Below are 26,440 nucleotides of genomic sequence, written 5' to 3'. Positions count from 1 at the left end.
ACAAATCAACTTAGTAGTATGCGTAATAAAGGACTTATTATCGCCCTCACCCTTATTGTATCGGTGTTGTGCATTTACTTCCTGTCGTTCACCATGGTGTCGCGCCGGGTGCAGCAGCAGGCCGAAACCTACGCCACCAGCAATGGACAGGTAAACCAACTCAAGCGTCAGCGCTACCTCGACTCGGTATGGCGCGCACCCGTGATCAACGTGCTCGGTGTGGATTACACCTATAAAGATGTGCGTCAGAGCGAGCTAGGTCTTGGCCTTGACTTGAAAGGTGGCATGCACGTGACGCTGGAAGTTTCGCCGGTTGAGATCATCCGGGCTATGTCGGGCAACTCTAAAGATCCGGCTTTCACCAAAGCGCTAGCGCAGGCACAGGAGCTACAGAAAACCAATTCGGGCACGCCGTTTACGTCGTTGTTTTCGCAGGCTTATCGTTCCATTGCGCCTGAGGGCAAACTGGCTCGCATTTTCGCCAACACAACCAACAAGAGCCGCGGCATCGACATTAACTCCACGAATGCTCAGATTATTGGTGCTATCGACCGGGAAGTAGAAGAAGCTATCGACCGTTCTTTCAACATTCTGCGTACCCGCGTTGACAAGTTTGGAGTAAATCAGCCCAACATTCAGCGGGTAAAAGGCACCGGCCGCATTCAGATCGAATTGCCCGGCGTAGACAACCCCGAGCGTGTACGCAAGCTGTTGCAAGGTCAGGCCAAACTGGAATTCTGGGAAGTATGGCGCAACGATGAATTTGCCCCCTACCTCAATCAGTTGAACGAAGTACTGGTAGCGAAAGACGCTAGCACCAAGCCTGCCGTAGCTGCAACTACAACTACTGACACGGCTGCAACTGCTGCTACTGGCGACTCAACGTCACTGGCTAGCCAGCTTGCCAAGAAAAAAGCCGCTGCTACTACCGACACAACCAATCTGCAGCAGAGCAGCCTGTTGGCCCGCTTGTTCACGATGCCTGGCGCGCTGGGTTCTAACGTGCGCGATACTGCCCGTGTAAACGACTTGCTTGCAAGCGCCGAAGCAAAAGCAGTTTTGCCCCCCAACCTGAGATTTCTGTGGGATGTAAAGCCTACTGTCGTTGACAAGCAGGAATATCTGCAGCTGTATGCCATTCGCAAAACGACGGATGCTGTAGCGCCCCTCGGTGGTGAAGTTGTAAGCGACGCCCGCCAAGACTACGACCAAGGCGGACGCCCTGAGGTTTCGATGCAAATGAACCCCACTGGTGCCCGCCGGTGGCAGAAGCTGACTGCTGCTAACGTAGGCCGGCAGGTAGCTATCGTGCTTGATGACAATGTGTATTCGGCTCCTGTAGTGCAGGCTGAAATCTCGGGGGGCAATTCTAGCATCTCCGGCAATTTCACGATTGAAGAAGCCCAAGACTTATCCAACGTACTGAAGGCCGGTAAGCTGCCCGCTCCTACTCGCATTGTAGAAGAGGCCGTTGTTGGTCCGTCGCTGGGTAAAGAAGCTATTGCCCAGGGCCTTTACTCTTCGCTGGCTGGTCTGATTATCATTGTTGTGTTCATGGCCCTATACTACGGCAAAGCTGGTATGGTCGCCAACCTGGCCCTCATCTTCAACATCTTCTTGGTGTTGGGTGTACTGGCTCAGTTTGGCACTGCGCTGACGCTGCCTGGTATTGCCGGTTTGGTACTGACATTCGGTATGGCCGTTGATGCCAACGTACTGATTTTTGAGCGTATACGAGAGGAATTACAGGCAGGCTTGAGTATTCAGGATGCAGTTAACAAAGGCTATAGCCTTGCTTTTTCGGCTATCTTCGACTCTAACATTACCACGCTGCTCATCGCCCTTATTCTGGGTTTCTTCGGCACAGGTCCGGTACAAAGCTTCGCCATCACGCTTGGAATTGGTATTCTTACCTCGTTCCTGACAGCTGTGTTCCTTTCTCACCTCATCATCGACTGGATGATTAAGGGTAAAACTGCTGCTAGCTTAAGCTTCAAGGGACCTTTGTCGCTCAACCTGAACAAAAGTTTCAACTTTGACATCGTAGGCAAGCGCAAGATTGCCTATGCGGTGTCAACGGCCATTATCGTATTTGGCTTTGTGTTGATGGCTATTCAAGGTGGCCCAAATTTGGGCGTTGATTTCCGGGGTGGCCGTAGCTACACTGTCGATTTCAACAAGGCCATGGTTGCCTCCGATGTAAGGGAGTCGCTCACCGATGACCTAGCAGAAGCAGGCATTGAAGTAAAAACCTTCGGTGCACCTAACCGCCTGCGCATTACGACCAGCTACCTCGCCAACGATGAGAGCACCGTCGCTGACCAAAAAGTAGAGCAAGCAGTGCAAGCGGGTCTGCGCGAGTACGCTTCAGCCAACCCAGTTATTAAAAGCAGCTCGAAAGTGGGCGCTACCGTCGCCGACGATATCAAGCAGTCATCGGTTATTAGCTTGCTGCTGTCTGTTATCGGCATTTTCGTGTATGTGTTGTTCCGCTTCGAGAAGTGGCAGTACTCCATGGCCGCCGTTGTCGCTCTGTTGCACGACGTACTCTTCGTGATTGTGGCCTTCCCGATTGCTCGTCTATTTGGTATCACCTACGAAATGGACCAAGTGTTCGTGGCTTCGGTGCTTACCATTCTGGGTTTCTCGATCAACGATACCGTGGTTATCTACGACCGTATTCGGGAATATCTAGAGGAAAACCCGAAGCTAACGTTTGCTCAGGTAGCGAACCCCGCGTTGAACAGTACTTTCTCCCGTACCATTATCACCTCGGCTACAGTGTTGATGGTAGTAATCGTGTTGTTCATCTTTGGTGGTGAAACCTTGCGTTCCTTCTCTTACTCTATGATTATAGGCGTAATTGTGGGTGCTTATTCAACGCTGTTTATTGCCACTCCGCTGGTTTTGGATACCTATGGCAGCAAAGAGCGCCGTCATCACGATCCACTAGCTACCGACACCCCTGACGCTGATGCCTCCAAGCTATCGGCCCCGGTAACGCGCTAGGCTTGCTTATCACCTAGTTAAAAAGCCCCCAGATCGTGTCTGGGGGCTTTTTTGTTGAAATTCTAGACTATATCGACTGGAACGAGTCAACGTTTACGGGGTGGCTACCGACCATAAGTTGGCAATACCCTCGCCTTCAGTTTTGCCGCGGGTGGCGTTATCATTTACGAAGTAATACAGGGGCACTCCTTTGTAAATAGTCTGCTGGCGGGTGGTGCCGTTAGGGCCATCAGGCCGGGTAATCGTACCAAAGTCATTGCTGCTTAAAGCAGTGGGCAATACCCGACCAGACTCAAAAAAGGACGGCCACACGTTAGCGCAGGGGCCAATACAATTAGGCTGGGTAGTTGGGCTGGTGCGGTCAGGAGCGAATACGTAGAGCGTCCGAGCCTTACTATCTACCAGAAAACTCTTTACGGAACTCTGATTAGTGGTTTTATTCGTTACAGTAGCGCGGGCTATGCGCAAGGCATAGTTGGGCTTCGTCACGAACCATACACTCCCAAAATTATCGCCGCCCGTAGCGCCAGGGGCTTCCCGCACATTCGGGCTTTCTGGGGTGGCCTGGGGGGCAAAATAGTAAAGCGGCCAACCTTGGTAGGTGGTGTGTAGGCGGCCATCGGAGCCGGTGATGGTAGCAAAATCGTTTGAATCGAGGCCTTTGCCTACTACCGGGTTGGCATCATAAAAGGCGGGCCAGCGGGCCGCGCAGGCGCCAGTGCAGTTAGGAGTACCGGCCACATCAAAGGCAAAGTAATACAAGGTATTTCCATCCTTATCGACCAGATAGGGCCCGAGCGTAGGGCTGGTGCTGATGCGTATTGTGGGCTTGGGGCCAAAAGGAATCACGCCATCTAGGTCGTCGCAACTACTGACTACCAGCGACGTGAAAAATAACAGCAGGGCCGTGCAGCCAGCGAGCAAACGCCGGCGCAGTGTATTCATGGAAAGTATAAACATAGCGGTGCCTGAAAGTAAAAGGTTGACTGACAAAGAGAAATCAGTTAGTAGCAGCAGTTACTCTAAGCAAAGTGTGCTGGGCCCGGCACACTGCGTTCGGGTAAAGGCGACCACCGGTAAGTAGCCCCGTCGCGAGCGGAGCTGATAAACGCACGGAAGCAAAGCGTAAAAAATCAGGGCGAAACCCGCCCGAACAATCCATATTTGACTGAAAAGGCCATCCCTGCGCTTCGCAGCCGGATTTGGCCAAATCCTACACCACCCAGTGGCAGTTTCAAAAATGGCTCGGCCTGTACCGACCAACGGGCGCTTACCGCACGCTCCACGCCCCCCGACAGGTTGAGCACCCCTAGGGCATGATTGGAGCCGTGCGCCAGCGACCAGGTAGCCGTGGTTATAGCTCCATTCCTTTCATATTGGTAGGCGTAACGCTCGTTGCGCATGAGCAGCGTGGTCAGGCCGGTACTCAGAAAGAGCGAGTACGTGGGGCGCACCACTATATCGTAGCGCACATCGAGCGGTATTTCTGTGATGCGGCAGTTGGCATCCAGAGCTAGAATAGGACTGCCTGCCTGCCAGTATCCATACGGCGGGTAGTAGTCGCTGCCGCGGGCGGCGTAGCGCTTCACACTCCGAACCAAACCAGAGCGCACCCGCAGACGGGGCGTAACACGGTAATCGAGGGTTAACCCAATCTCACCGCCGAGGCGGGCACCCTCCGTTGCGCGCACTCCACTGGCTGAGGGGCCGCCTATCAGCCCCAGGCTCCAGCGATACAAAGGCAACGTGGCACCTGGCGCCGGCTTCTTTACCGAATCAGCCGGGGCAGACTGGATGGAATCGGAAGCTGCTACAATGGGCTGGCTGACAACGGAATCGGGGATTACTTGGCTGGTTAACCGTTGTTCTGATCTTGAGTTGGTTAAGTTCCCCTCTGAGTTTGGCATTGGCAGGGGCACATTTTCTGATTGACCCAAACTGGAAATACCAGCAAAATGCCCCCCAGTCGATCCGACCGCACCCAACTCTCGCCGGGGGACATTTTGTGGACGACGAGGTGTGGGCGGCGGAAGCCATGCTGCAACAGGCTGCGAGTCGCTCCTACCCCTGGTTGTTGCTTTAGGTAGTAGATTTTCCTTCTTCTCCATGGTTGCTGGAGCCTTGGCCGCGGCACTTGGCGACCTTACAGCCAGCAAGTCCGATGACGCCTCAGTTCCAACCGCATCCGGGAAGAACTGTGATGCGCTATTTACGGCGGAAGACTCAGGAGTGGATTGGTTTTTATTCGTGTCGGAGGAAGCCGACTTTGCGGAATTATCTACGGGGCGGGAGACGAACTCACGATAGCCTTGCCACCCCAGGAAGGTGAGCAGCAGCACAACTACTGCTGCCCCAAACAAGCGCATCAGTTTGCGGCGCACCAAAGTAGCCACCGTCGCGGTGTTCAGTTTGTCGTCCATGCGCGCCCAGGCCCCCAGGGGTGGCGGCTCCTCAGGGTAAGCCTCCGCCCCACGCCGAAACAGCGCGTCTAGCTCGTCATCCGACATGTCTGGCGTAGGCATGGTGCTTAATTTTTTTTAACAAATGCTTTAGGTGAGCCCGCGCTTTAAATAAGTTGGATTTCGACGTGCCCGCCGAAATGCCCAGTTGCTCCGCGATTTCTTCGTGCGTGAAGCCATCAATGGCGTATAGGTTAAACACGGCCCGATAGGCCGCCGGCAGCCCATGCACCAACGCCACCAACTCATCGAACGAGAGTGTATCAAGGGCAGAAACGCCAGGGTCGGGGTGGAGCGCGGCTACTTCGTCGAGGGTCTGCTGAAAAGCATGTTTCTCCGCTATCCGAAAGTGGTCGATAGCCGTGTGCACCATGATTTTGCGGAGCCAAGCCCGGAAGGAGCCAGCTATATCGAGATGCAAGCGAACGTCGAAGCGGTCCGCATCTCGAAACACCTTCAAAAATCCATCATTCACTGCCTCCATTGCTTGCTCCCGGTTGCGCAAGTAGCGCAGGCAAACACTCATGGCTAAGCTGTAATACTGCCCATACAGCCGACGCTGGCATTCCCGGTCTGCACGCCGACAGCCAGCCAGCAGAGCCGTAAGCAGCGCAGAATCGTGGTCGGGTTGAGACACGGCAGCAGGAGTTTACTCACCTACTCGGCAAAAGCTGGAAAAGGGTTGCCTCTGCCACATAAAAAATACGCTTATGTATGTTAAGACACAAAAAAGCCCCCCAGAATATCTCTGGGGGCTTTTTTACTATTTACTTCTTGGAAGGTATTAGATGGTAATGCCTTCGGCTACTACTTCTTTCACTTCAGGAACCATACGCTTGAGCAAGTTTTCGATACCCGACTTCAACGTAACCGTGGCCGAAGGGCAGCCGGAGCACGAGCCTTGCAGGTTCACAGTCACGATACCATCTTGGTAGCTTTTGAAGGTAATATTACCTCCATCCTGCTCGACGGCTGGGCGCACATAGTTTTCGAGCAGATCAATGATCTTCTGACTCGTTTGCTGGTCCTGCTCGGAGTGGCTGCCATTGGCGGCAACTTCCTGCGCGGCTTTCTGCTCCGCAGCTGGATCGACCAAGAAAACGGGTCCACCTGCCTCTACATACGACTTCAGGAAGCTGCGTAGCTCCGGAATAAGGTGCGCCCACTGATGGTCAGTGGTTTTGGTGATGGTAACAAAGTTGGCCGCGATGAATACCCGACCTACGTAGTCAAAATTGAATAGCTCCTGCGCCAACGGCGAGTTGGTCGCAGCCTCCAGGTTAGGATAATCCACGCTCACCCCTTCACTCAGGAACTGGGTGTTGAGCACGAATTTCATGGATTCGGGATTGGGGCTGGCTTCGGCGTATATAGAAACCGGAGCGGCCGGGGCAGTTAGTTCAGCCATAAGGTTGAAGGGCTTAAAAGCGAGAATACGAAGAGAAATTACGCAGGTTAACGGTGAATTGCTAGCCCGTTAGAGCTAAAACCACCTACGCCCGCTGGATGTTGCAAAGATACCAAAACAACAGGGAATAGCGGGGCGGCTGCCCTTGGCCTATACCTTATTAGCCCGGCTGCGCAGCAGCATATCGGCCAGCACCAGGTTCGTCATCGCATCTACGATGGGTACGGCGCGGGGTAACACGCACGGGTCGTGGCGGCCTTTCCCAGCCAGCGTAATTTCCTCACCCTGGTCATTGATGGTCGTTTGGGGCTGCAAAATGGTAGCTACAGGCTTAAAGGCGACCCGAAAATAGATGTCCTGCCCGTTAGAAATGCCCCCCTGAATACCCCCGGAGTGGTTGGTGCGGGTGCGCACGGCACCAGCTTCGTCGGTGTAGAATGCGTCGTTGTGCTCCGAGCCGAATAGCAGCGTACCCTCAAAGCCGGAGCCGTATTCGAAGCCTTTAACTGCATTGATACTTAGCATAGCTTTGCCCAGCTCCGCGTGGAGCTTATCAAATACGGGCTCGCCCAAGCCAGCAGGCACCCCACGCACCACGCCCGTCACCAGTCCGCCCACGGTATCCTGCCGGTCGCGGGTCTGGCGAATGAGGCTCATCATCCGCTCGGCAGTAGCCGGGTCGGGGCAGCGCACGGCGTTGCTTTCTATCAAATTCAGATCGAGCTGCTCATACCCCACCGGCACCGCCACGGCCCCTACCTGCGACACGTAGCTTTGGGCCACAATGCCATAGTGGGCTAAAAATTGAGCGGCCACGGCCCCGGCGGCTACACGCGCTGCCGTTTCGCGGGCCGAGCTGCGGCCCCCACCCCGATAATCGCGGCGGCCATACTTCATATCGTACGTGTAGTCGGCGTGCGATGGGCGGTAGGCGTGCTCCACGTGGGCGTAGTCGTGGCTGGCCTGATCCTGGTTGCGAATAAGCAAGCTGATGGGCGTGCCCGTCGTTTTGCCCTCAAACAGCCCAGACAGAATTTCCACTTTATCGGCCTCGCTGCGCGGTGTAGTCAGGTCTGACTGGCCCGGTCGCCGCCGATCCAGCGCCGCTTGAATGGTACCGGCTGCCACATCAAGGCCAGCCGGGCAGCCATCTATTATTACGCCTATCCCAACGCCGTGTGACTCCCCGAAGGTGGTGATTCGAAATAGCTTACCAAAAGAGTTGCTCATATATAACAGCCTGTAATGAGGAGCCAGACTACAGGAGTCCGCGCATTTTGTGGCTTCAAAGCTACTAACAAAGCAGCGGCCGATGCGGTCAGTTGTAGCGCGCGCTTACCCTGGCTTCCCAATAACTATTTCCGACAGAAATGTTTCAGCCCGCGCAGCCAAGCCAATATTCACGCAGCCTTACGGCTCCACGCGCCGACCGCGCCACCAGCCTATTCCCGCCAGAATGAGCAGCGCCCCCAGAATAATATTGGCATAGCGGCGCACGGCGGCATACGCATCCACTGGCTGCACGGTATTGTCGGCGGAGGTCAATACTTGCTGGTAAAAAGGATCATCGGGGCGGGCATGAAAGGTGGCTCCGGCTTGCTCGCGCCCCTGCACCTGGGGGGCAATTTCGGCCCGCAAGGTATCGTAGCGGGCGGTGGTTGGGTTGAAGATAATCAGCGAAAACAGGCTATCGAGCGGCACTGTGCCTGGCTTGGTGGGCACTAAGCGGTAGCGAAACCGCTTGCTGCCGCCTACCCTTCCACCCTGGCGGGTAAGTTCCTGCTCCACATCGGGGCCATAAATTTCCAGTCCTTTCCTCGGCTGCGACACTTGGGGGGCATTTACGGTCGTCAGGTTGCCTTCGCCTTCCACAACAAACGAGTAAGTGAATGCCTGCCCAGTGCGGAAAGCCGTGCGGTCGATGGCTTCTCGCAGCTGATAGTTGCCCACCGGCACTTGGTCGCGGAGCGGGTGCGGCGGCAGCACGCGTACCGGAATGGTGCGCGCCGTGGTGCGGTAGGTTTTGTACCCCGCCAGTCTATTATCAAGGCCCGCCTCCGGTTTCTTAGCGAGGCGGTATTTTACCATTTCCAACGCCACCTCCGGGAACACCAAGGGCTGGGTATTGAGCGGATAGAATGCGGCCTCATACAAGCGGTACCGTAAGTAGGTTTTGCCCCCCGCCACCACCGTTTCGGGATAAATCTCCTGCTCGTCGAACGATTCTTCCCACGCCGTAGGTTGGCGCAGCTGGCGCAGAATATCGGGGAGCTGACCGGCAAAATTATGAAAGGCCAGCAAGCCTTGATCGGAGGGCGTCAGGTAGAAGTACAGCCCGATATGCACACCCTCGCCGGTAAAGATGGTCGTTTTGTCGGGGACTAAAGCCAAGAAAGCATTGTCTTTGGGCTCCACATATTCCTGCGGCTTGGGCTTGCCAAACAGCTGATCGAGCAGCCCAATACCCGGTGCATCCTGCCCGGGCGGCGGGGCCGGAGTAGCCGAAGCACTCGGGGCAGAGGCGGTGGCTGGTTGCGGCTTAACCGTTAGGGTGGCTCCCGCTGAGCGCACAGTCAAGCCATTGATGGTCATGGTGAAGGGCTTCACCACAAACTCGCCTTCATCATACGCCGCGTAGCGCTGCGTAATAGTTAGCTCCGACGAGCTCTTCCCATTCACAATGCGGGTAGTCGTAGTACTGGATTTACCGCTCCTCTTAAAGCCTTCCAGATCTGGAAAGTCGGAATAACGCTCAAGCGGTGCGCCAGTCAGGCTAAAGCTGATCGTGTAGTACTCATTAATAGGAAAGTCCGCTTTGCCCAGAACGATGCGCGCCTTCACAGCAGGAGTTTGCGCCCGAATGCCGCCTCCAAAGAACAGAACCAGAAAAAAAGCCCCCAAAGAGCAAACCAACGACTGAGCATAGCAGCACTAGACAATCTATCAAAGCTACGCAGAAAGCGGGTTTGGTGCCAGCAGCCCAGTGTTTCGCAGCTGAACTATGACTTTGTTTAATATTTATAACAAAAGCTTACACAAAATAAAATCACATGATGCAATCCGATTTATAAACTGGGCCGTAAGTGGTATTCAAATAATAGCTCCTTCTAAGATTATTACAAAAAACGCCACCCAAGGCGTGCTGGAAAGCTATTGCCTAAAATTTTCTTCACTATTCACCCTAATCTTTTTCTCATGTCTAAAATCACCAAAGCAGGCGGAGACGATACTGGCTTTGATAAGCCGCTATACGTGCCCATCAAGCGTCGCTCGTTCTTTATGTATGCTGGCGCTACGGCTGGTGCCACAGCCCTTCTTCTGTCGGGTTGCGATGACGATGAAGTATTCGCCGATCCAACTCCTCCTACCCCTACCCCAGGCACCACGGTTAGTGTAGGATCAGGTGATGTGGGCGTGTTGAACTATGCTTATGCCCTGGAGCAGCTTGAGGCGGCATTTTATACGCAGCTACGGACCGGCTCTTACTACACTGGCCTGAACGCCACCAGCGCCGAGCGTCAGATTCTGGACGATTTATACTATCACGAAGTTATTCACCGCGAGTTCTTTAAGGCCGCTATTACGGGCGCAGCGCCAACGGCTATTATCAAGGACCTGACGCCAAACTTCAGCGCTATCAACTTCAATGATCGGGCGAGTGTATTGGGTGCCGCCAAGGCATTCGAAGACTTAGGCGTATCAGCTTACAATGGTGCCGGCCGATTCATTTCTACTACGGGCAATGGCCCTCTTTATCTGTTGCTAGCCGGCAAAATCGTTTCGGTAGAGGCTCGTCACGCGGCTATTATCCGCGACTTGCTGCAGGAAGGCAATTTCGTAGGTACTGACGTGATTAACTCCAGTGGGTTAGAAATTTCTAAGACACCAACTGAGGTTGTAGCGGCGGCCAATACATTCTTGGCTGAAGGCTCTAAGCTGAATGTGTCCGGCCTCGTCTAAAGCAGGTTGCTTGTAGTCTTCATCCCCACTCACTCATTGACTTGTAGTTATGAACATCTTCCAAATAATTTCTGAAATCGAGAAAGTAGACCCTGAGGTGTACGATCGTCTTGACTCCCGCCGCAGCATTTTCAAGCACATGAGCGGCATGGGCAAAACCTTGGCCGCGGCCGCTGTTCCAATGGCCTTCGGCGCCGTTTTGAATAAAGCTTATGCGCAAACCAGCATGGCTCCCGGCGTAAATGATGTTCTCAACTTCGCTCTGAAGCTGGAGTATCTGGAGGCGGCCTTTTATAACCAAGGGTTAGGCGCCGCGAACGGTACGGCTACTGCTGTACAAACTGCTCTGCGGGCTGGCTTCAGCGCCACCAACCTAGCGGCGCTGGACAAAATTCGCAACGACGAAACTGCCCACGTAGCTTTCCTGCGCACGGCACTTGGCACCAACGCTATTGATGCTCCGGCTGCTAACACGTTTGACTTCACGGGTGGCAAAGGTGGTACACCTGGTCCTTTCGCTACGGTATTCACTGCTCCTGCTACCTTTTTGGCCGTAGCTCAGGCGCTAGAAGACACCGGTGTACGTGCCTACAAAGGCGGTGCTCCTTATCTCGCCAGCAACAAAGACGTACTGACTGCCGCGCTGAACATTCACTCGGTAGAAGCGCGTCATGCCTCGCGTATTCGTACGATGCGTCGTGCTGGTGCCATGAACAATGCGGCTTCGCAAACGGCTGCTGGCACCGACCGGAGCGCTTCGCCTAAGAGCTGGGTTTCCGGCAACGACGGCGGCGGACCAGCCCCAGCCCAAACGGCTGCCGTATACGGCATGGGCGCTGCCCCAGCTTACACACCCGCAGTTATTACTTTCCCCGGCGAAGAGAACGTAACGCAGGGCGGTGTAAACCTCCAGACGGCTTTAAGCTCGTTGAATTTCCCGGCGGCCGCTTTCTCGGAGGCCTTCGACGAAGCCCTACCCGTACCGGTAGTATCCGACATCGCCCGCACGTTTGTTATCACTGGCAGCACGTTCATCTAATTGCTGCTTTCAGTTATGATTTCCTGAAAGGGACGGCCCGTAGGCCGTCCCTTTTTGTTTTTTAGCTCAACCATGCAACACTTTGCAGCTTTGTAGGCTCTGATCAATAAGCGGAGCTTGGCTTATCGGCCTATCTTTGCTTGTGTTGCGCCCGCTATTGCTTCTGGGGGCTTTTTTGGATTGGTTCTTTCGCTTTATATGCATATGAATTCTACTTCTCTCTCTCGCCTGTTTGCGGCGCGACCGGTGCGGCGACGCACTTTTTTCAGAGTGGCCGGCGCTACCGCTGCTTCATCCGCTTTGGTATTGGCAGGCTGCTCGAAGGATGATGAAACCCCGGAGGTCACAGCCGAACAGACATTTACCCTCGGCACCGGCGACACTGGTCTGCTCAACTATGCGTACTTGCTGGAGCAATTGGAAGCCGCTTTCTACGATAAAGTTGTAGCCACGCCGCCCTCCGATATGTCGGCCGCTGAGCTGGCTTACTTCACTGATCTGCGCGACCACGAAGTCATTCACCGCGAGTTCTTCAAGTTTGCACTGGGCACGAGCGCCATCGGCACGGCCGTATTCAACTTCGGCTCGTTTACGCTTACCACGCGTGCTGGTGTGCTCGCGGCTGCTCAAACCCTGGAAGACTTGGGTGTAGCTGCCTACAATGGTGCGGGCAAGCTTTTCATTGACCCGGTGTACTTGGGCGTAGCGGGCAAGATAGCCTCCGTAGAAGCGCGTCACGCGGCGCTCATCCGCGATTTGGTTCTGCCCAACTCTTTCGCTGCGGCCGATGTAGTGGCCAATGACGGTGGCGAGTTCGACGGTCTTGATGCGGCCAAAACGCCGGCTCAGGTTATAGCTGTAGTAAATACTTTTCTCAACATTACTATCTCGGCGGCCGGCCTGCCTAGCTAAGTTTCTTCGGTTATTCCCGCGTTATGAATATTCTCAAACTCCTCGCCGATCTGGCCGAAGTTGATCCTACCCTGTACGACCGGTTGAGTTCGCGGCGGGCTGCTTTTGCCCCCCTGAGCAAATTAGGTCGTAAAGCGGCGCTGGCGGCATTACCCGTAGCCTTGGCCACCGCCATCGTACCAGCCCACGCCCGCGACATCCGTACTATCCTCGATTCGCTGAACCTCGCTCTTGTGCTGGAATATTTGGAGAGCGAGTTTTATGCCCGTGCGCTGGGACTCGTGGCTGGCGCACCCAGCGTACCCGCCGGTTTTTTCCCGGCGGGCACGCGTCCGGCCATCGAAACAATTTATCGCCATGAGCAGCAGCATGTGCGGTTCTTGGAGCGCGTGATTCAGGCCTCGGGTGGCACACTGCCCGCGAAGCCTCGTTTCGACTTTACGGGCAGTAAGAATGGCGCTCAAGCCGCCGTATTTGCGGATGTGTTCACCAACTTCGATACGTTTCTGCAAGTAGCCCAAACCCTGGAAGATGCCGGCGTACGGGCTTACAAAGGGCAAGTTGGGTTCCTGCAAACCGACAACTCATTGCTTGAAGCGGCATTACGCATTCACGCAGTAGAAGCGCGCCATGCGTCTCACATTCGCACAATGCGGCGGGCGCGGGGGGCAAATGTTAAGAATTGGGTAAGCGCCACCGACGCTAGCATTGCGGTGCCGGGCAAAACCGAGGCTGTATATGCCGGCGAAGAGTTGGTCAATCAATTCATAGCGGGCCTCAGGCAGGTACCCTTCGATCAGGCCCCGTTAAACACGGTGGTGGCGGTGGCTAAAGTAGCCGAGGCCTTCGATGAGCCTATACCGGCCAGTACGGCAACATCACTCGTAAGTATTTTTACCTACTAAGTAGCGCGTTACGTATAATATCAATTTTTATACGTAATATACTTCAAAAGAGCGACTTACGTCGCTCTTTTTTTGTCCATGAGCTTGCAACCCCATGGGGGGCTTTTTATCTTTGGTACTATACTTTACTGGCGTTGGACTGTTTGAAAAAATAGTAACGCTTTTGCTCCCCGGAGAGAGCCTTTTTATATGGCTCTCGTATACCTACAACCCCTCTTGTCCTACCCTTTACCACCCACCTTTATTACTATTCATAGCGATGTTGGAATATGCAAAAACCATTCTGCTTAAAGTAAGCTTCGACAAAATCCTATTTGAGAAAGAGTTGCGTAAGGCCTTACGCATGCTTGTGCCAGAGGAATTAATGCAACTAAAAGCTTGGTGCTACGAGCAGTTCGCCAGCATCTACCAGCGCATACTCAACCGCGTTTTTGCCCAAGCTGCTTGAAGCTAAAGTAGAGTAAGCAGTACCAAGAAAAGCCCCCGCGAGCCGCCACTTAGGCCTCCTCGCGGGGGCTTTTTCCTTGTCAAGAACACCCGTTTGCGGATCCGTAACAAACTGAATAGTGCGCGTCAGGCCAGCGTAGCCAGTGCGTTTTACCGCCGACTGCCGAAACAGCTCCGTGAATAGCTCGTGGGTAATTTCCTGCCAATCAGTAGTGCTCATTTCCTTAAGCTGGGGATGCGCCCGAAACTGCGGCTCCTGATGGGGCTTGGCAAAGCGGTTCCAGGGGCATACATCCTGGCAGATATCGCAGCCGAATACCCAATTGCCTAATTTGCCCCCCACCTCGCTCGGAATCTGGTCCTTCAGCTCGATAGTGAAGTAGCTGATGCACTTGCTGCCATCTACCACGTACGGCTCCGAAATGGCATCGGTAGGGCAAGCGTCCATGCACTTGCGGCACGTACCGCAGTAGTCTTTAATCGGTCCGTCGGGCTCCAGTTCCAGATCCACAATGAGCTCGGCGATGAAGTAGAAGCTGCCCACGCCGGGCGTAATCAGGTTAGAGTTCTTACCCACCCAACCCAGGCCGCTCTTCTTGGCCCACACTTTATCCATCACCGGCGCCGAATCGACGAATACGCGGCCGCCTACCTCCCCTATCTCCTGCTGAATATCGGTCAGCAAGGTTTTGAGCTTGTCCTTGATGACAAAATGATAATCGCGGCCGTAGGCGTATTTGCTGATGTGCAGCGTGCCGTCGGGCTGCTGATCTTCCTCGGCGGGGTAATAGTTGAGCAGCAGCGAAATCACCGACTTGGCTCCATCTACCAACAGGCGCGGATCGAGGCGCTTATCGAAGTGGTTGGCCATGTAGCCCATCTGCCCGTGCATCTGCCGGTTAAGCCAGTTTTCGAGGCGGGGGGCTTCTTCTTCCAAGAACTCTGCCTTCGAGATGCCGCAATACATAAAGCCCAGTTCCGCCGCCCGGCGCTTGATAAAGGCAGTTCGTTCGGAGCGGATAAGGTCGGAGGCAAGCATCAGGCAAAGGTCGGAAGAACCAAGCAGCTTCCCTTTTGTATAAGTTTGGGAGCTTGCCGGTGCTCGTAGTCAACAAAAAAGCACATCCGAGTGGTTCGGGTACACTTGGCTTTGTGAACGTGTGTTATCTATATTTTTTTCTTAATCTTTAAATGCTTCCCTTTCCATTTCTTCTTTGACTTTTTCATATATATGTTGGAACAGGTCGTTCTTATAATTATTGGCTTCGCAACATCTTTTAATACCTAAAACGAATATATTTAATAATTCTTTTCGCCTCTCACTGGATTGCAACCCTAATATTTTTTTATAATCAATATAGACATAATAGTCTTGACACAATCCAATGACTTCAGTCAGTCTATTCTTATCTGCTATTGGCGTTAACATAATTATAAACCGCCATATTTGATTTCCAATTTCTATTTTCTTGGGAAGATGTTTGTTGAAATATGTCTCAATTACTTTTAAGTCGGCAGATATTTTCTGTGCTTCTTCTAATAGTCGCTCCTTTCCTACGAGCGGATCATGCCTAAATTGTACATTTTGCAAATATTTCCCCATTTATATTTCTAATAATTAATATCTATAAAATTACACCTAACATATGGACATGCGCAACAGCCAGTAGCATCAATTTATTGATAGTAGCGCGAAATAATCCGATAATAATATGCTTTACGCTACTATCAAATCTTACAGGCACCAGCATCAAATATCTTGCAAACAAAAGAGCCGAGAAGCATCTTCAGTTGCTTCTCGGCTCATTCTTTACTACTTACAGCGAAAACCTAATTAAACAGGCTCGCCAAATAAGTCACCGGGTGAGTTGCCGCGCAGATGTTGGGGCATAAGCTTGCCCAAGTGCCGATACGCGGCTTCCGTGGCTTCGCGGCCCCGAGAGGTACGTTTGATGTAGCCTTCCTGAATTAGGAAGGGCTCGTATACTTCCTCGATGGTCTCAGACTCTTCGGAGCAAGCCGTAGCGATGGTGCTCAAGCCTACCGGGCCACCTTTGAACTTGTCGATGATGGTTGTCAGGATGCGCACGTCCATTTCGTCGAGGCCGTTTTGGTCTACGTCGAGGGCGTTCAGGGCAAACTGGGCAATATCAACGGTGATGGTGCCGGTGCCTTTTATCTGGGCGAAGTCGCGGGTACGGCGCAGCAGGTTGTTGGCAATACGCGGCGTACCACGCGAGCGGCGGGCAATTTCGAAGGCCGCATCATCGTGGATAGGCGTATTCAGGATCTCGGCCGAGCGCTTCACAATGCTGGTCAGCAGGGCCGAATCGTAATACTCCAGGCGGGCGTTAATACCAAAGCGGGCCCGCAGTGGCGACGTCAGCAAGCCAGAGCGCGTTGTAGCGCCGATGAGCGTGAACGGCGACAGAGAAATCTGCACGGAGCGCGCATTCGGACCCGAATCGAGCATAATGTCGATGCGGTAGTCCTCCATAGCCGAGTACAGGTATTCCTCTACCACGGGGTTGAGGCGGTGAATCTCGTCGATGAAGAGCACGTCGTTGGGCTCCAGGTTGGTAAGCAAGCCAGCCAAATCGGAAGGCTTGTCGAGCACAGGGCCGCTGGTCATTTTGATACCCGCTTCCAACTCGGCCGCAATGATGTGCGACAAGGTGGTTTTGCCCAGGCCGGGAGGTCCGTGGAGCAGCACGTGGTCGAGGGCTTCGCCGCGCCGACGAGCAGCAGCCACGAATATCTTCAGGTTCTCGACAATCTTATCCTGACCCGTAAAGTCGGAGAAGCTGAGTGGCCGCAGAGCCTTGTCAATCTCCTTTTCGGAAGGGTCCATGTGGTCGTTGCCACCAGTGAGAAAAGCTTCGCGCATGGCGTAATACTAAGTTTGGCGTTGAATAAAGGTAACGCTTTGTGGGGCAAAATGCTTCCCGTTTTAGTAAAAATATTTAGTATAGCAGATTTTAGCTAATTATATTAGCAATGGATCAAAGGTTATTTCTAGAGAAGGTCATGCAGAGCGAAGCGAAGCATCGCGCGCGCTGATGCTGGATTACTAATCATACTAAACACGCGAGATGCTTCGCTTCGCTCTGCATGACGGTCTATTTGAACCAGCTATTAACAATAAAATTAATCAGCCTTGCGGGCAAACTCCTGTATTCGCTCCGGTGGGCCGAAGATATAGAGCGTATCATCGGGCTTAATAATGGTGTCGCCCGTCATTTCGTACAACATTTGCCCCCCACGGCGAATGGCGAGCAAACTAATGCCAAAGCGCTGCCGCACTTCAGTTTCGGATAGGGTTTTGCCCACCAGTTCTCCTTCCGGCGACACCTGAAAAGTAGACATTCCGGCATCGGCCAAGGACACGTGCATCGATGACCACTCGTCCTCTGTGAGGGAACGGCGGCGCAGCATATCGTAGCGGCCCGCGCGTAGCTCGCCAATCAGCTTATCGATTTCGGGCATGGGCACCAGGTATTTGGCCAATACCCGCGAGAAAATCTCGATAGATGCTTCTAGCTCTTCCGGTATTACTTCAGTGGCGCCAAGGCGGTACAGTTCCTCCATTTCGTGGATGTAGCGCGTGCGCACGAAAATGCAGGAGTTCGGATTCATCTTGCGTAGAGCTACCACAATGCGGCGGCTGCTCGCCGGATCCGAAATAGCCACCACCATTACACGGGCATGCTCTACGTGGGCCTGCTCCAATACATGCTCCTGGGAGGCGTCGCCATACAGAATTGGCTCGCCCTTTTCCCGCTCCTGCCGCACTGTAATGGGATTGGTCTCGATAATGACGTAGGGCACTTTGGCATATTTGGCTGCTTTTACCAAGTTGCGGCCGTTGAAGCCATAACCCATCACCACCAGATGGTCATTTAGCGCTTGCTCTTGCTCGGGGGGCAATTGTTCGGTTTGAATGCGTAAGCCTTGATCTAATGATTTAAACAAGCTCAGGCGCAGCAGGAACGTAGTGAACGGCTCGGCACCAAGCATCACCAAAGGGGTCAGGCTCATGGTCAGGATGGAAACGGCCAGGAAATATTGGTACTCCCGCTCCTGCATAAGCCCAGCCTCCAGACCTACTTTGGAGAGAATAAAGGCAAATTCTCCGACCTGACACAAGGCCAAGCCCACCAGCAGCACCGAGCGCATAGGCAGGCGCAGTGCCAATGCCGCCCCCACCGTAAGCAGCAGCTTAACAGCCATTACAGCCAAGGTAATCAGCACAATAGTAACTGGGTTTTCCAAGAAAAACCGGACATCCAGCAGCATCCCGATGGAGACAAAGAAGAAGCTGGCGAATATCTCGCGGAAGGGTAGAATATTGCTTACTGCCTCGTAGCTGTACTCCGATTCGGAGATGATAAGGCCGGCCAAAAAGGCCCCCAGCGCCAGCGAAAGTCCCACCGTTGAGGTTAGCCATGCTACACCCAGGCAGGTACCGATGATGGTGAGTAGAAACAGCTCGCGGCTGCGCGTTTGGGCCACCACAAACAACAGGCGCGGCATAACATATCGCGCTCCGAACCAAACCAGTGCCAGCACCCCAACGATTTTGCCCGCCAGCAACCCCAGATCAGTCCACGGGTTGCCGGCGCCTTTGCCGGCCAGCATAGGCGTAAGCAGCATCATGGGTACCACAATCAGGTCCTGAAAAATAAGGATAGCCAGCGTGACTTGCCCGTGCAGGGACTCCATCTCAAGCCGATCCTGAAGGAGCTTGAGGACAATGGCTGTGCTGCTTAGGGAAAGCAAAAAACCCATAAAAACAGCTTCCACAGCCGAAAAACCCCAGAAAACGGCCATCAAATACGTGGCGCCAATGGTGAGTCCGACCTGCAAAAAGCCCCCCAGAAACACGGCCCGCTTTAGGCGGGAAAGGCTAGAGAGCGAAAACTCCAACCCAATGGTAAACATGAGCAGAATCACGCCAAGCTCGGCCAGCATGTCTACATCGTCCTGGGCTTTCACGAGCCGGAGCGCCGATGGACCGGCCACAATACCCGTGACCAGAAACCCCACAATGGAGGGCAGACGCAATTTATTTACGACCAGAATTACCCCTACCGAGAGCAGCAGGATAATAATGACGTCCGAAAATATGGGAACATGCATAGGCTTCTACCACTAATGGAAAAGGCTTGGGGGGTAATTTTACCAAGAAGCGCCTTGACATTTGCTTCTCTCTCACAACTAATAGCCCGCTTAGCGCCAGTAGCTGCCTGAATATAGCAGGTAGCAGTAGCTTGTCTGGTATGGCGAGGGTGTACTTTGCGTAAGTCACGGAAGCCACTATCTCGTAAGAATGGCACCAGAACACATCGTAATTGATACTAACGGAAGTCTAAAGTCAATGTATAGCAAAGCGGAAGTCGCGCAGCTGCGCCAGGCCTTCTGGACGGCCTTTGGGCAATATATGGCCCCAGTACCCTCAGCGGAAGGCATACCCACCAACTGGATTAACTACAAAACCGGCTATAAAAACCTGTATTTCCGCCTGCACGCCGACAACCGCCGTGCCTCTATCGGCATTGAGCTAACGCACACCGACGCGGAAATCCGCCAGCTATTTTTTGAGCAGTTCGAGCAGTTGAAAGCTATGCTGGAGGAAACACTGGGTGAAGCTTGGACGTGGGAATTGGAAGCGGAAGACGCTAATGGCCACCCCATCAGTCGCATTTATAGAGAGCTACAACCCGTAAATCTATTCAGCCGCGACGACTGGCCTCAGCTGATTTCCTTTTTCAAGCCGCGCCTTATTGCGCTGGATGAATTCTGGAGCAACGCACAGTACGCGTTTGAGGAACTTCGGTAGCCGATCTACAAAAAAGCCCCCCAAGCGCGCTTGGGGGCTTTTTTGTAGATCGGCTACTCATTCAAGAGCAGTACTTCCATTTCCAGATACAGCCAGTCGTCTTCCCAGGCTTTGTGGGTAAGGCGGCCGGCTAACTTAAAACCGGCATCGAGCAAACGAGCCACGGTTTCATTGCGCCCTTCGGGCAAGTAGCCTAGCCACATCGGCTCGGGGCCGGCGGTGTACACGCGCACGGCCCAGTCATCGTAGGCGCTGTCGGCTTCCCGGGCTACAGTCAGGTCCTGGCCGGGTTGTAGGTTCGGCTCGTAGGCTTTCAACCCTTCGCGGTGGGAGGTGCCCGCAATCAGGCATTCGAGGATTACTAAGGGCGAAGTGGAGTCGGCGGCCATAGCAGCAAGCGAGGAGGATATTTGTAAAAGATGGGCTAATATAGGTTTACTGTTAGAAAGCAGTGATAATGTTAGTCTGTATTAGCAAAATGAGCCAATCAAAAAGGGCCAGCTTATTTACATAAGTCGGCCCTTTTTCAAACTAGTATAGTGTCTGCTACTTAAACGCCTGAATACCCGTGATATCCGCGCCCGTAATGAGCAAGTGAATATCGTGCGTGCCCTCATAGGTAATCACCGACTCCAGGTTCATCATGTGGCGCATGATGGGGTATTCCCCGGTGATACCCATGCCGCCGTGAATCTGGCGGGCTTCGCGGGCAATATGCAGAGCCATATCCACGGAATTACGCTTGGCCATGCTGATTTGGGCGCTCGTGGCCTTGCCTTCATTTTTCAACACGCCCAGGCGCCAAGCCATGAGTTGGGCTTTGGTGATTTCGGTAATCATTTCGGCCAACTTGCGCTGCTGCAACTGAAAAGCGGCAATCGGCTTCCCGAATTGCTCGCGCTCCAAGGAGTATTTCAAGGCCGACTCGTAGCAGTCGATGGCGGCACCAATTGCCCCCCAGGCGATGCCGAAGCGGGCCGAGTCGAGGCAGCTTAGGGGCCTTTAAGTCCTTCCACGTTGGGCAGCACATTTTCCTTCGGGATGCGCACATTGTCGAAGACCAGCTCGCCGGTAGTGCTGGCGCGCAGGCTCCACTTATTATGAATTTCGGGGGTGGTGAAGCCTTCCATGCCGCGCTCCACTATCACGCCTTTGATGCGGCCTTCTTCGTTTTTGGCCCATACTACAGCCACTTGGCACTCGGGCGAGTTTGAAATCCAGAGCTTGGCGCCATTTAGGATATAGTAGTCGCCTTTGTCTTGCAGCTTCGTAACCATGCCGCCGGGGTTGGAGCCGTGGTCGGGCTCGGTGAGGCCGAAGCAGCCCAGCCACTCTCCCGAGGCCAGCTTGGGCAGAAACTTGCGCCGCTGCTCCTCCGAGCCGTACTGGTAGATGGGGAACATAACCAGCGAGCCCTGCACTGAAGCGGTGGAGCGCATGCCCGAGTCGCCGCGCTCAATTTCCTGCATAATCAGGCCGTAGCTGATGTAATCGAGGCCGCCGCCGCCGTACTCGGCTGGAATGGTGGGACCAAACGCGCCTACTTCGCCAAACTTGCGGACAATTTCAGATGGGAAATGCGCCTGCTGGGCCCACTTCTCGATGCTGGGCGAAATCTCACGCTTCACGAAGTCGCGAATGCTCTGGCGGATGAGCTTGTGCTCCTCGGTGAGCAGGCCGTCGAGGTCGAAATAATCAGTGAAGCCAGCGGCGTTGGTGCTGCCTTTCTGGGCGGTGTGGGCTTTAGCTTCGGGCGAGAGAACGTCGGCTTGAGATGACATAACGGAAGGATAAATGGGGTGGGTAGGAGCTCAAAGATAATAGTTTCAGCAAGGAGAACCGGTTCGTCTTGTGCTTGGTTCGCGGCGGGCTTCACGCTTGGCAGCAGAGTTTTTTTGCGGAATGATTACCCTAAAAAGCCCCCCAACGTATCGACACAATCCCACGTTGTTGACTGAATACTTCTCATTCGTCTACCTTCGTCAAAAAGCCCCCCAGCGGCGGCTCAGTCGGTGGCTGAGCCAACTGCGGTTCGTCGTTTCTGTAGCCCGCTTTTACTACCTATATGAGTCACGAGAAGAAACTCAATGAATTGGAAGCCACTGCCATCTGCGGCAATGACATTTCCTCTTCGTGCCTGTACGTATCGGCCCTGGCTATTGCCTACGCCGGACAGTACGCCTGGATTGCGCTGCTCATGGTGGGCGCCGTATTGTTCCTGTTTCGGAAGATATACGGCGAAGTGGTGGGCGCGCTCCCGTTGAATGGTGGGGCCTACAACGTGCTCCTAAATACGACCAGCAAACGCAACGCGGCTTTAGCCGCCTGTCTTACTATTCTTTCTTACATGGCTACGGCAGTTATTTCGGCCAGCGAAGCCATGCACTACTTACACACGCTGTGGCACGGCCTGCCGATTATCTGGGCCACGCTGGGGCTGCTGGGCTTGTTTTTGGTACTTACTATTCTAGGAATATCTGAGTCGGCGAAAGTAGCAGTGGCCATTTTCTTGGTGCATCTTATCTCGCTTACTCTGCTAGTAGGTAGTGCCGTTTGGTATCTAGCTACCCACGGAGTTGATACGCTTGCTGCCAATTTCAGCTTGCCCTTGAAGGGCGGCAGTATCACACATGCCTTGTTTTTCGGGTTTAGCGCGGCTATGCTCGGCATATCGGGTTTTGAAAGCTCCGCCAACTTTGTGGAAGAGCAGGCGCGAGGTGTATTTGGCAAAACTCTGCGCAACATGTGGATTGTGGTAAGCTTCTTCAACCCAGCTATTGCCTTTTTGGCCGTAGCGGCTCTACCAATGGGCGAAGTTGGCGAACACACCGAAACGCTCTTATCCCACTTGGGCAACACTACCGGCGGCGCCTGGCTGGGCACATTGATTTCGGTAGATGCAGTAGCCGTACTCAGCGGGGCGGTGCTCACGTCTTTTGTGGGTGTAAGCGGCCTGATGAAGCGCATGACCCTGGACCGTATTCTGCCCCAATTCTTTCTGAAGGAAAACAAGCGCGAGAGCAACTACATCATTCTCATCACCTTCTTCCTGCTGTGCGTATCGGTACTGCTGATCACGAATGGGCAGTTGGGGCCGCTGTCGGGCGTGTATACTATTTCTTTTTTGTCGGTGATGGCGTTTTTCGCGCTGGGCAACTTTCTGCTCAAGCGCAAGCGGCCTAAGCTACCGCGGCCGGTGTACGCGGGTATTCTCACTGTGACGCTGGCGCTGGTCAGCATTCTAGTAGCCTTGTATGGCAACATCAAAATTCACCCCGACTATCTGATTGTGTTCCTGCAGTATTTCCTGCCGGCTATGGTGCTGATTTATGTGATGCTGAATCGCATTGGTATCCTGAACCTGGTACTGGCCGCCGCTAATTCCTTCGCTGAGCAGTCGCCGCGCTTTTCGCGCCTGCTTCGCCTCAAGCTACGGCAGATGCTACGGGAACTGCACCAACAGGAATTCGTCTTTTTCACGAAAGGGGATAACGTATCTAACCTCAATAAGGTGATGGCGTACGTGGTGGAGAATGAGTTTACGACCAAGCTAAAAATCGTGACGCTGCTTAGGCCCGGCGAAACGTATCCGCAGGATTTGCTCACTGATATCCATGTACTAGATCGCGCTTACGACCAGATTGAAGTGGATTTTGTAACTCTGGAGGGCAAGTTCGGCCCGGAACTGATTGACAAGCTCTCACAGGAGTGGAAAATCCCGAAGAACTTCATGTTCATTGGCTCGCCCGGCGACCAGTTTCCCTACCATGTCTCTGAGCTAGGTGGCGTACGGCTGATTATCTGAGCTGCCCTACCAGCGTTTACTTTGCTACCTAGTGTCCAAAGAAAAAGCCCCCACAAGTTTATGGGGGGCTTTTTTTAATATTTTATCCTGCCGAACAGGCAATACTTGTTTCTAGAGCTTTAGCCCGACTGAAACCAGAAAGTTGCGCGTGGCCTGCGGGTAGTACCAGTTAAAAGTTTCTTGCTGGCCGCTGGCGCCAAGGTAGCCGTAGGTGTAACCATTGGTCACGTACTCGCGGTTGAGCACGTTGTTTATCAGCAAGGCCAGCTCTATTTCCTTCATAAACGTGGGACGAAGTGCGTAGCGCACCCGAAAGTCGAGCACCTGATATGGCTGAATGCTGCGGGCTTCGTTGGCGGAATTATCGAGATACTGGCGGCTTACGGTTTTGTAGAGCAGCGCCACCCGCAGCCCATTCAATGGCTGGCCTTCCAGCGTGTGCGCCGATACGGCAGACGGTGAATAGGAAATTGTGGTCGTGCGGCCCTCAGTAGCTACTATGGGGTTAAACTCCTCATCGTAGGAAACATCGCGGTAGTCCAGAATGCGGTTGCGGCTGAGCGTGAGCGTGCTGCTCAGGCTGATTTTATCGTCTGCCGACACAAAGCCCGTAAGCTCGATACCGGTGCGGTAGCTGCGCGCTACGTTGGTGCGCAGGGCCGTACCTACGTCGTTCAGCTGCCCGGTGGCCACCAGTTGGTTGCGGTAGTTCATGTAGAAGTAATTGGCCTCAAAGCGCAGGGCAGTTCGCGGCGTAAGCAGGTTCACATCCGACAAATTGAGGCGATAGCCGGCTTCGAAATCTTCGAGGCGCTCGGCTTTGGCGCTTTGGTCGCCGGCAGGACGGTCGGTGAAGTCGGCCCGCACGGGCTCACGCTGGCCCACGGCGAAGCTGGCGTAGAGCTGTTGCCCTTCAGCCAGGGAGAAAGTGGCGCCGGCTTTGGGATTAAAGAAAGTATAGTCGGCGCGGGTCGTGACGTCGTTCTGGTCATCCTCTACCCCATCGATGCTGTATTTGATGTGGCGGAGCTGCAAGTCGCCGTACACGCCCAGCCGGGGCAGCACCTGCCAGGTAGCGCGAGCGTAGGTGCTGTAGTCCGACTTGGTGGCCTCGTTGAAGAAGTAGCGCTGGCGAATATTGCTGGTAGATGCGTACCGCGCCCAGATGATTTCGCCGTAATGATCGTTGTCAAAACGGTTGACAGCCCCACCGAGCGTCGCCTCAAACTTGTCATTATTCTTAGGCTGATAGTTGAGCGCGAAAGTGCCGCCGTAGAAATAATTGTCCAGCCACTTCTGGTCCACGAGGTCGGTGCGAGTAATTGTTTGGTTGCCCAACACAACGTTAGGAAGGTTGTAAGCCGAAAACCGCCGATTGGCACGGAAGCTTTCGTAGTAGCCAAAGCCGCGCGTGAGGTGCAGGGCCGCCCCGATGTTCCAGTCCTGTCCCAAACCCTGCGAGAGGTGAAGCTGGTAGTGGTTTTGCTGGTAATTATCGGTTTGGTTATCGTAGGTGTAGTAGCTGTAGCGGCGGCCTTCCTGCAGCACCCGCTCAGCATCGGTGGTCGACAGCTCGCCGTTGTCTACATAAGTTTGTAGCAAATCGCGTTTGCCGGTAATAGCTGGCTCAGGCACTCCGTTCCAGGCTTGGTAGGTTTGCTCGCGGCCCGAGAAGGTGATGAACTTGACCAGCGTGTTCTTGGCTTGATAGCCCGCCGCCAGGTAATATGATTTCAGCTTCGACTCGGCGCGGTTCATATAGCCATCGGTGGCGATGCGCGAAAGGCGGCCATCTACGGTAAAATGCCCCCCAAGCAGCCCCGTACCGAACTGCACATTGTTTTTCCAGGTGTTGAAAGAGCCGTAGGTATTCTGGGTTTCGGCGTAAGCTTCGCGGCGCGAATCAAGGGTGGAGATGTTGATGCTGGCCCCAAAGGCCGCGCCCCCATTCTGGCTGGTACCCACACCGCGCTGCACCTGTAAGCTGCTCACCGACGAAGCCAGATCGGGCAGATTCACCAAAAAAGCCCCCCGCGACTCCGGATCGTTTAGTGGCACGCCGTTGATGGTCATGTTGATGCCCGTGTTGCTCGTACCTCGGATGCGGATGTCGGTGTAGCCCACACCGGCACCGGCGTCGGAGGTCACCACGACGGAGGGCGTCTGATCGAGCAGATAAGGTAAGTCCTGGGCGAGGTTGCGCTTGTCCAGGTCTTCGCGGCTAAGGTTGGAGTAGGCCGTAGCGGTGCGGTCGCTGGCGCGGGAAGCCGTTACGAGGGCTTCAGGTGTTACGACCGAGGCTGTTTGCAGGGTTACTGGCGCCACTTGCTGCGCTTCGGCCCGTCCTAGTACCTGTATCGTGGTAGGCTCGAAGCCAATGGCTGTGAACCGAAGCGCATGCGAACCGGCGGGCACGGCCGGCACTTGAAAGGACCCGTCGGCGGTCGTTGCGCCGACAGCCTGGCCATCGAGATAGATGGTAGCGCCGGGCACGGGCTGCTTTTCGGCGCTGAAGCCGGAGGCTTGCAGACTACCGGACACGGGGCCTTGCGCCCATGCCGCGCCGGATAGCGCCAGAAGCGCTGCACCGGTTAATACATACTTTTTCAAAAGTGAGAAATGTAAAAGTGGAACGAACCGCCCTCCAGGGGTCGGAG

The 26,440-nt window shown here is 54.2% G+C and carries 19 protein-coding genes and 2 pseudogenes; 8 read left to right on the top strand and 13 right to left on the bottom strand.

The window, feature by feature from the left end:
• Positions 1-18 precede the first annotated feature (18 nt).
• Positions 19-3,009: a protein translocase subunit SecDF gene (gene secDF / locus EPD59_RS04560; RefSeq protein WP_133271751.1), complete on the top strand. Its 2,991-nt coding sequence runs from the start codon at positions 19-21 to the stop codon at positions 3,007-3,009.
• A 93-nt stretch (positions 3,010-3,102) separates the two neighbouring features.
• On the opposite strand, the gene EPD59_RS04555 is transcribed toward secDF, so the two are convergent.
• From EPD59_RS04555 to EPD59_RS04530, 6 genes are all read right to left on the bottom strand, one after another.
• Positions 3,103-3,969 (bottom strand): hypothetical protein, encoded by an 867-nt coding sequence (locus EPD59_RS04555; protein WP_133271750.1) that lies wholly within the window; start codon positions 3,967-3,969, stop codon positions 3,103-3,105.
• A 173-nt stretch (positions 3,970-4,142) separates the two neighbouring features.
• The gene (locus tag EPD59_RS04550; protein ID WP_133271749.1) at positions 4,143-5,531 is read right to left on the bottom strand and encodes a hypothetical protein; all 1,389 of its coding nucleotides are present in this window, start codon (positions 5,529-5,531) and stop codon (positions 4,143-4,145) included.
• Complete coding sequence (locus tag EPD59_RS04545; RefSeq protein ID WP_133271748.1) at positions 5,506-6,105, bottom strand: RNA polymerase sigma factor; 600 nt, start codon at positions 6,103-6,105, stop codon at positions 5,506-5,508. Before EPD59_RS04545 ends, EPD59_RS04550 begins: the two co-directional genes overlap by 26 nt.
• A gap of 147 nt (positions 6,106-6,252) precedes the next feature.
• The gene (locus EPD59_RS04540) at positions 6,253-6,876 is read right to left on the bottom strand and encodes a NifU family protein (protein ID WP_133271747.1); all 624 of its coding nucleotides are present in this window, start codon (positions 6,874-6,876) and stop codon (positions 6,253-6,255) included.
• A 150-nt stretch (positions 6,877-7,026) separates the two neighbouring features.
• Complete coding sequence (gene aroC / locus EPD59_RS04535) at positions 7,027-8,106, bottom strand: chorismate synthase (RefSeq protein WP_133271746.1); 1,080 nt, start codon at positions 8,104-8,106, stop codon at positions 7,027-7,029.
• A gap of 180 nt (positions 8,107-8,286) precedes the next feature.
• The gene (locus tag EPD59_RS04530; RefSeq protein WP_165963471.1) at positions 8,287-9,777 is read right to left on the bottom strand and encodes a BatD family protein; all 1,491 of its coding nucleotides are present in this window, start codon (positions 9,775-9,777) and stop codon (positions 8,287-8,289) included.
• A gap of 294 nt (positions 9,778-10,071) precedes the next feature.
• Between EPD59_RS04530 and EPD59_RS04525 the strand changes: the two genes are divergently transcribed.
• From EPD59_RS04525 to EPD59_RS22210, 5 genes are all read left to right on the top strand, one after another.
• A complete protein-coding gene (locus EPD59_RS04525; protein WP_133271744.1) occupies positions 10,072-10,836 on the top strand; it encodes a ferritin-like domain-containing protein in 765 nt (254 codons plus the stop codon).
• 49 nt (positions 10,837-10,885) lie between these two features.
• A complete protein-coding gene (locus EPD59_RS04520; protein ID WP_133271743.1) occupies positions 10,886-11,875 on the top strand; it encodes a ferritin-like domain-containing protein in 990 nt (329 codons plus the stop codon).
• Positions 11,876-12,079: 204 nt separating this feature from the next.
• Positions 12,080-12,787 carry a ferritin-like domain-containing protein gene (locus EPD59_RS04515; RefSeq protein ID WP_240731619.1) on the top strand — a complete coding sequence of 236 codons (708 nt, stop codon included), beginning with the start codon at positions 12,080-12,082 and terminating at the stop codon, positions 12,785-12,787.
• A gap of 23 nt (positions 12,788-12,810) precedes the next feature.
• Positions 12,811-13,692, top strand: a complete 882-nt coding sequence (locus EPD59_RS04510) for a ferritin-like domain-containing protein (RefSeq protein WP_133271741.1) — start codon at positions 12,811-12,813, stop codon at positions 13,690-13,692.
• 259 nt (positions 13,693-13,951) lie between these two features.
• Positions 13,952-14,140 carry a hypothetical protein gene (locus EPD59_RS22210; protein ID WP_133274592.1) on the top strand — a complete coding sequence of 63 codons (189 nt, stop codon included), beginning with the start codon at positions 13,952-13,954 and terminating at the stop codon, positions 14,138-14,140.
• 105 nt (positions 14,141-14,245) lie between these two features.
• Here the strand turns inward: EPD59_RS22210 and queG are convergent.
• From queG to EPD59_RS04485, 4 genes and pseudogenes are all read right to left on the bottom strand, one after another.
• Positions 14,246-15,178: pseudogene (gene queG / locus EPD59_RS04500) on the bottom strand (tRNA epoxyqueuosine(34) reductase QueG); the annotation flags it as partial.
• Between the two features lie 141 nt (positions 15,179-15,319).
• Positions 15,320-15,742, bottom strand: coding sequence for a hypothetical protein (locus EPD59_RS04495; protein ID WP_133271739.1), 423 nt, complete (start codon positions 15,740-15,742; stop codon positions 15,320-15,322).
• 231 nt (positions 15,743-15,973) lie between these two features.
• Positions 15,974-17,026 carry a Holliday junction branch migration DNA helicase RuvB gene (ruvB, locus tag EPD59_RS04490; RefSeq protein WP_133271738.1) on the bottom strand — a complete coding sequence of 351 codons (1,053 nt, stop codon included), beginning with the start codon at positions 17,024-17,026 and terminating at the stop codon, positions 15,974-15,976.
• Positions 17,027-17,286: 260 nt separating this feature from the next.
• Positions 17,287-19,278 carry a monovalent cation:proton antiporter family protein gene (locus tag EPD59_RS04485; RefSeq protein ID WP_133271737.1) on the bottom strand — a complete coding sequence of 664 codons (1,992 nt, stop codon included), beginning with the start codon at positions 19,276-19,278 and terminating at the stop codon, positions 17,287-17,289.
• A 190-nt stretch (positions 19,279-19,468) separates the two neighbouring features.
• On the opposite strand from EPD59_RS04485, the gene EPD59_RS04480 reads away from it, so the two are divergent.
• Positions 19,469-19,978, top strand: a complete 510-nt coding sequence (locus EPD59_RS04480; RefSeq protein WP_317128450.1) for a DUF4268 domain-containing protein — start codon at positions 19,469-19,471, stop codon at positions 19,976-19,978.
• Positions 19,979-20,031: 53 nt separating this feature from the next.
• Here EPD59_RS04480 and EPD59_RS04475 read toward each other — a convergent pair whose 3' ends face one another.
• Both EPD59_RS04475 and EPD59_RS04470 read right to left on the bottom strand, forming a co-directional pair.
• On the bottom strand, positions 20,032-20,367 hold the full coding sequence (locus EPD59_RS04475) for an HIRAN domain-containing protein (protein WP_133271736.1): 336 nt from the start codon (positions 20,365-20,367) through the stop codon (positions 20,032-20,034).
• A gap of 157 nt (positions 20,368-20,524) precedes the next feature.
• Positions 20,525-21,759, bottom strand: a pseudogene (locus EPD59_RS04470) (acyl-CoA dehydrogenase family protein).
• 284 nt (positions 21,760-22,043) lie between these two features.
• On the opposite strand from EPD59_RS04470, the gene EPD59_RS04465 reads away from it, so the two are divergent.
• Positions 22,044-23,783 carry an APC family permease gene (locus EPD59_RS04465; protein WP_133271735.1) on the top strand — a complete coding sequence of 580 codons (1,740 nt, stop codon included), beginning with the start codon at positions 22,044-22,046 and terminating at the stop codon, positions 23,781-23,783.
• A 111-nt stretch (positions 23,784-23,894) separates the two neighbouring features.
• On the opposite strand, the gene EPD59_RS04460 is transcribed toward EPD59_RS04465, so the two are convergent.
• A complete protein-coding gene (locus EPD59_RS04460) occupies positions 23,895-26,393 on the bottom strand; it encodes a TonB-dependent receptor (RefSeq protein WP_133271734.1) in 2,499 nt (832 codons plus the stop codon).
• Positions 26,394-26,440: the final 47 nt, after the last annotated feature.

Source organism: Hymenobacter radiodurans (assembly GCF_004355185.1).
GTDB classification, from domain to species: Bacteria; Bacteroidota; Bacteroidia; order Cytophagales; family Hymenobacteraceae; genus Hymenobacter; species Hymenobacter radiodurans.
This window is presented reverse-complemented; position numbering and strand designations above follow the sequence as displayed.

Excerpts from the sequence above, each read along its gene's own strand:
- EPD59_RS04485 (WP_133271737.1), bottom strand. The coding sequence starts at position 19,278 with ATGCATGTTCCCATATTTTCGGACGTCATTATTATCCTGCTGCTCTCG.
- EPD59_RS04550 (WP_133271749.1), bottom strand. The coding sequence starts at position 5,531 with ATGCCTACGCCAGACATGTCGGATGACGAGCTAGACGCGCTGTTTCGG.
- aroC (WP_133271746.1), bottom strand. The coding sequence starts at position 8,106 with ATGAGCAACTCTTTTGGTAAGCTATTTCGAATCACCACCTTCGGGGAG.
- EPD59_RS04555 (WP_133271750.1), bottom strand. The coding sequence starts at position 3,969 with ATGTTTATACTTTCCATGAATACACTGCGCCGGCGTTTGCTCGCTGGC.
- EPD59_RS04480 (WP_317128450.1), top strand. The coding sequence starts at position 19,469 with ATGGCACCAGAACACATCGTAATTGATACTAACGGAAGTCTAAAGTCA.
- ruvB (WP_133271738.1), bottom strand. The coding sequence starts at position 17,026 with ATGCGCGAAGCTTTTCTCACTGGTGGCAACGACCACATGGACCCTTCC.
- EPD59_RS04475 (WP_133271736.1), bottom strand. The coding sequence starts at position 20,367 with ATGGCCGCCGACTCCACTTCGCCCTTAGTAATCCTCGAATGCCTGATT.
- EPD59_RS04525 (WP_133271744.1), top strand. The coding sequence starts at position 10,072 with ATGTCTAAAATCACCAAAGCAGGCGGAGACGATACTGGCTTTGATAAG.
- EPD59_RS04465 (WP_133271735.1), top strand. The coding sequence starts at position 22,044 with ATGAGTCACGAGAAGAAACTCAATGAATTGGAAGCCACTGCCATCTGC.
- EPD59_RS04495 (WP_133271739.1), bottom strand. The coding sequence starts at position 15,742 with ATGGGGAAATATTTGCAAAATGTACAATTTAGGCATGATCCGCTCGTA.
- EPD59_RS22210 (WP_133274592.1), top strand. The coding sequence starts at position 13,952 with ATGTTGGAATATGCAAAAACCATTCTGCTTAAAGTAAGCTTCGACAAA.
- EPD59_RS04540 (WP_133271747.1), bottom strand. The coding sequence starts at position 6,876 with ATGGCTGAACTAACTGCCCCGGCCGCTCCGGTTTCTATATACGCCGAA.
- secDF (WP_133271751.1), top strand. The coding sequence starts at position 19 with ATGCGTAATAAAGGACTTATTATCGCCCTCACCCTTATTGTATCGGTG.
- EPD59_RS04515 (WP_240731619.1), top strand. The coding sequence starts at position 12,080 with ATGAATTCTACTTCTCTCTCTCGCCTGTTTGCGGCGCGACCGGTGCGG.
- EPD59_RS04510 (WP_133271741.1), top strand. The coding sequence starts at position 12,811 with ATGAATATTCTCAAACTCCTCGCCGATCTGGCCGAAGTTGATCCTACC.
- EPD59_RS04520 (WP_133271743.1), top strand. The coding sequence starts at position 10,886 with ATGAACATCTTCCAAATAATTTCTGAAATCGAGAAAGTAGACCCTGAG.